We start from the raw sequence: 4805 nt of genomic DNA, 5'->3' as shown, positions 1-4805 counted from the left end.
CAACAGGGCCGGCCTGTTCGATCTGCACGCTTCTGTCTCAACCGTTACTTACAAATCGGGTTCTCGCTCGGCACTGCTGAAGATGCTCGAGCTTGGGGCCGCACGGCCAGTTGCTCCTCAGACCACACTGGCTGTCGGCTACACGTATTACCGGATCGACGGTGTTCAGTTCCACCAAGGCTCGCTGGGAGTCGACTACGCTCTGTCGAAGCGATCCGACCTTTCCGCCTCGCTGGGCGCCATCCGCGGATCGGAGGGCACCAGCCCCCAGCTTTATACGGCACCTGCACCATCGTCCTCACGGATGCAAATGGTCGTGTCGGTCGGACTGCGCCACAAATTTTGATTGTTCCCTTTTTTTTTGACCTGGAAGCCCCCTAATGAAGCTAGCTACCCTCAAGACCGCTCACAGTGACGGTGAACTCATCATCGTATCCCGTGACCTGCGCACCGCAGTGTCAGCCAAAGCAATTGTTCCCTCTCTGCGCGAGGCGATGGAGCGATGGACGATGATCGAGCCACGCTTGCGTTTGTTGTCCGATTCGCTTAATGCAGGCCAGGCCAGCAGCAGCTTTGTATTTGAACCTGGCAAGGTGGAATCGCCGCTGCCGCGTACCTTCCAGTGGTGCGACGGTTCGGCATATCTGCATCATGCCGAACTGGTTCGCAAAGCCCGCAACGCCGAGATGCCCGAGCAGCTTTATCACGATCCCATGCTCTACCAGGGAGCGTCCGACTCTTTTATCGGCCCGCGCGATCCAATTCTGGTGGCAGATGAGTCCTGGGGTATCGACCTCGAGGCCGAGGTGGCGGTGGTGACCGATGACGTGCCGATGGGCGTGTCGGTGGAGCAGGCTCGGACGCATATCAAGTTGGTCATGCTGGTCAACGATGTCAGCCTTCGCAACCTGATGCCCTCGGAGCTGGCCAAGGGATTCGGCTTCCTGGTGTCCAAACCGTCTACCGCGTTCTCTCCAGTGGCGGTGACGCTGGACGAACTCGGCGCGGCGTGGGACGGCGGCAAACTCTGCCTGCCCTTGGTCAGTCATGTCAACAGAGAGCTGTTGGGGCGCCCGGACGCTGGCAAGGATTGTTACTTCGATTTCCCGCGCCTCATTTCGCATGCTGCCACGTCCCGGGAGCTGCGAGCCGGGACGATCATCGGCTCCGGCACGGTCTCCAACCGTGATACCAGCGTTGGATCCGCCTGTCTGCAGGAAAAGCGCATGCTCGAAAAACTCGCTACCGGAGAGATGAAAACGGCCTTACTGCGATTCGGCGACACGGTGCAGGTGGAGATGTTTGATGGATCGGGTAGCTCGATCTTTGGCGCGATTGACCAGCAGGTCCGCAAATATGTACCTGGCGCTTGAAGCTGGACGGCCACGAAAAATACGGATCAACAGTGAGATGGATATGCAAGCGAACTACGATGTACTAATTTCTGGCTATGGTCCGGTGGGGGCAACACTGGCCACCTTACTGGCGCAACAGGGACTGAAGGTCGCCATCCTTGAGCGCGAGCCAGGCATCTATCATCTGGCCCGCGCCGGACATTTGGACGCGGAAGTGATGCGTGTATTCCAAGCCATCGGGGTCGCCGAGGAGTTGGAGAAGCAATGCGCTGTCACGCTGGGCATGCGTTTTCTCGATGCAGATGGCGCCTTGCTGATGGAGTGGAAGCGAGGCGGAGAAAAAGGGGCGCTGGGATGGGTCAGTGACTATATGTTCCATCAGCCGACGCTGGAGCGCATCTTGCGAGCGAAGGTCAATGCATCGAGCGATATCGATGTCTATCTGCAGCACGACGTGTATGCCATCGAAAACCGTGAAGATGCGGTAATCGTCAAGGCGGAGGACCACAGAAGTGGTCGGCTGGTCAAGTTGACGGGACGCTACCTCGTTGGCTGCGACGGTGCCCGCTCGCTGGTTCGTCGTACGATGGAGGTAGAGCAGGAGGACCTTGGCTTCAAGCAGAAGTGGCTTGTGATCGATGTGGAAGAAAAGCGCGATCTGGGCCTGGAACGGGTCAGCACGCAACATTGCAATCCGGAGCGGCCGATGTACGCCAGTTGTACGTCGGACAAGATGTTGCGCTGGGAGATCATGGTCAAGCCCGAAGATGAAATTCACCATATCACCAAGCCCGATGTCATATGGGATTTCATCGAGAATTCGATGCGTCCTATCCGTCGCGAAGATGGCCAACTGATGCGTAGCGCGGTCTATACCTTCGAATCGCTGATCGCGCGTACCTGGCGCCGTGGTCGCATGTTCATCGCCGGCGATGCTGCACATCGGATGCCGCCATTCCTTGGTCAAGGCATGTGCGCCGGCATTCGTGATGCCTCCAACCTGGCGTGGAAACTTGCGGCAGTCTGCCAAGGACGTGCCGACGATACGCTGCTTGATACCTACGAAAGCGAACGCCGGCCGCATCTGAAAGTCTTTACCGAGGGCGCAATCGAGGCCGGGAAATTCGTGCAGATGAGAGATCCCGTTGAGTTGGAGCGCCGCGTCCGTGATATGCGGGATAACCCCAAAGCCTATGCGCCGCCCAACCCGCCTCTGGGACCTGGGTTGCAGAGCCGACATGGTGAGAGTGGCCTGGGTCGCCAGTTCGTGCAACCAGCGGTTCGCGGGTCATTGCTCGACAGCATGGCAGGACATGCATTTGCCCTTGTCGGCACCGAGCAATTCATGGAGCAGCAGACCATCGCTCATTTGAGAAGCGCCCACCCGAGCTTGCAACTAATCGCCCTGGAGGAGGGCCAGCAGGATCTGCTCCTGCCGTGGGGCGCGGCTGCGGTACTGATGCGTCCGGATCGCTATGTCCATGGTGCAGTGGCCGCAGTGGATGAGGCGATCAGCCTGATCGACAAGCTGCCGCTCAAGCTTTCTTGAATCCATGAGCACGATTCAGATCGATCGTTACCTACAGGCGCGTCCCAAGGATAGTGGCGATCCTGGTCTCGACCAAGCGATGTTACGGGCCTATTCCATTGAGCGCTCCGTGGATTACGGTTGCGCCCTCGAAGATGTGCTCAAGCTGCGGCGCCGAGTCGAGGACGGCGCCGCTTGGGTTGACATCTGCCAGCAGCTCGCTAAGGACAATCTGTGGCGCGCCCGGTATCAGGAGAACGAGGGGCAAGCAAGGAGTGCGGCTGAGTTCTACCTTTACGCGGCGGCTTGCCTGCGACTTGCACAGGCGGCGCTGGAGGAAAGTCCGAGGGAACGCCTGGCCATCTACGCACAAAGCGTGGCGGCATTCGGATCTGCCATGCGCTTACTGGGATATGCCGACACGCGCCTGGACGTCTCTCATGCGGGTCGCCGGCATGGTGGATGGTTGTTTCAGCCGGCTGGGGCCATCGATGCAAAACCTCCTTGCGTGGTCGTATGGGGGGGAGCCGATGGCTGGTGCGAAGCTTTCTACGGTGGAGTCTCTGCCTTCCTCGAGCATGGCTTGGCGGTATGCTTGGTCGAATTGCCCGGGCAGGGCTTGGCACGTTTGCGGCATGAGTCCTATCTGGGACCGCTCTTTACCGGGATGGTATCGGCGACTCTGGACGTCTTGACGGCGAGGGGCCTAGCCGCAGACCGCTATGGCGTAGCAGGCCATAGTCTTGGGGGCACGTTGGCCATGGCTGCTGCGGCAGCAGACACGCGTATTCGCGCGGTCTGCACCAATGGGGGCTCCGTTGACTTCAGCCAGGCCTTACGGGCATATCCTCGTGTAGCGCGGCGTATCGGTCATATGATGGGGCCGGTGTGCGGAGAGGCAGAGGCGCAGGCGATGTTACAAGGGCTGAACCTGCCTGAGCTACTTAGGACGCTGAGTTCGCCAATTCTGTGTCTGCAGGGGGGCAAGGATATTCTTGTCACCGACAAGGAGGTGGATACCCTTATGGCACTACGCGCCCAGGGGCTGACTACGCTGGTCTACTGGGCAGAAGGCATCCACTGCATCAACAATAACAGTGTCGAACGCAACCGGGTCATCGCGGCGTGGTTTGCGGGGCAACTTCATGGCGTGGGCCGCCAGCAGCGTGTGTCGGTCACAGCCTCCTAACCTTTACGAGAGCAGAACATCATGAACAAGAGAAGCGGACTCAGCTTCAGTCATATCGGCATCTTCGTCACCGATATTCAACGGATGGCAGATTTCTACGTGGACGTACTGGATTTCACGATCACTGATCGGGGTACGCTGCAGGGGCCTGAGGGCCCCATTGAATTGGTCTTTACCAGTCGCGATCCAGATGTTCACCATCAAATCGTGCTTGTGTCGGGAAGGCCGGAGCGGATCGATTTCAACGTGGTCAACCAGATTTCCATGACGGCAGATTCGATCGAAACGCTTCAGGCATTCCACCGGCGCTTGCAACGGGCCGACGTTTCAGAAATTTCACCCGTCACCCATGGCAATGCGCTTTCCGTTTATTTCCGTGACCCGGAAGGCAATCGCATTGAGCTGTACGTGGACACGTCATGGTATGTGTCGCAACCGGCGAGGATAGTGATGCCTATCGAATTGCCTGCCGACGAACTTCTGGCATGGGCTGAACGACATGCGCGGACGTTGCCTGGATTCCGGCTACGTAGCGAGTGGCGTGCGGACATGGCTAGACGCATGCAGAGTTAGTCTTGCCTAGATGGCCAGAATACGAATATAGATTTTTTACTAAGCCCCTTTGTTTGCAGTTGAAACAACATCTGGGGAAACCAGGCAGCCGGGCGATGAATGCCATCCATTGACATCGAAAAAATAGCAAAAAGAGATCCACAATCCTACCTAAGCAATC

At 58.2% G+C, this 4805-nt stretch carries 5 protein-coding genes; all 5 read left to right on the top strand.

Annotation, left to right across the window (positions count from 1 at the left end):
- A partial coding sequence (locus tag HLUSI_RS26825) for a porin (RefSeq protein WP_330987100.1) occupies window positions 1-346 on the top strand: 346 nt, incomplete at its 5' end.
- A gap of 34 nt (window positions 347-380) precedes the next feature.
- The gene (locus HLUSI_RS0103775; RefSeq protein WP_016832704.1) at window positions 381-1373 is read left to right on the top strand and encodes a fumarylacetoacetate hydrolase family protein; all 993 of its coding nucleotides are present in this window, start codon (window positions 381-383) and stop codon (window positions 1371-1373) included.
- A complete protein-coding gene (locus HLUSI_RS0103770; RefSeq protein WP_016832703.1) occupies window positions 1357-2904 on the top strand; it encodes a bifunctional 3-(3-hydroxy-phenyl)propionate/3-hydroxycinnamic acid hydroxylase in 1548 nt (515 codons plus the stop codon). The genes HLUSI_RS0103775 and HLUSI_RS0103770 overlap by 17 nt, the downstream gene beginning before the upstream one ends.
- A 4-nt stretch (window positions 2905-2908) precedes the next feature.
- The gene (locus tag HLUSI_RS0103765) at window positions 2909-4072 is read left to right on the top strand and encodes an alpha/beta hydrolase family protein (RefSeq protein WP_016832702.1); all 1164 of its coding nucleotides are present in this window, start codon (window positions 2909-2911) and stop codon (window positions 4070-4072) included.
- Between the two features lie 21 nt (window positions 4073-4093).
- Window positions 4094-4645, top strand: a complete 552-nt coding sequence (locus tag HLUSI_RS0103760) for a VOC family protein (protein WP_016832701.1) — start codon at window positions 4094-4096, stop codon at window positions 4643-4645.
- Window positions 4646-4805 lie beyond the last annotated feature (160 nt).

This window comes from Herbaspirillum lusitanum P6-12, assembly GCF_000256565.1.
GTDB classification, from domain to species: domain Bacteria; phylum Pseudomonadota; class Gammaproteobacteria; order Burkholderiales; family Burkholderiaceae_D; genus Herbaspirillum; species Herbaspirillum lusitanum.
This window is presented reverse-complemented; position numbering and strand designations above follow the sequence as displayed.

Coding starts and splice junctions, on each gene's coding strand:
- HLUSI_RS0103760 (WP_016832701.1), top strand. CDS start 4,094: ATGAACAAGAGAAGCGGACTCAGCTTCAGTCATATCGGCATCTTCGTC.
- HLUSI_RS0103775 (WP_016832704.1), top strand. CDS start 381: ATGAAGCTAGCTACCCTCAAGACCGCTCACAGTGACGGTGAACTCATC.
- HLUSI_RS0103765 (WP_016832702.1), top strand. CDS start 2,909: ATGAGCACGATTCAGATCGATCGTTACCTACAGGCGCGTCCCAAGGAT.
- HLUSI_RS0103770 (WP_016832703.1), top strand. CDS start 1,357: ATGTACCTGGCGCTTGAAGCTGGACGGCCACGAAAAATACGGATCAAC.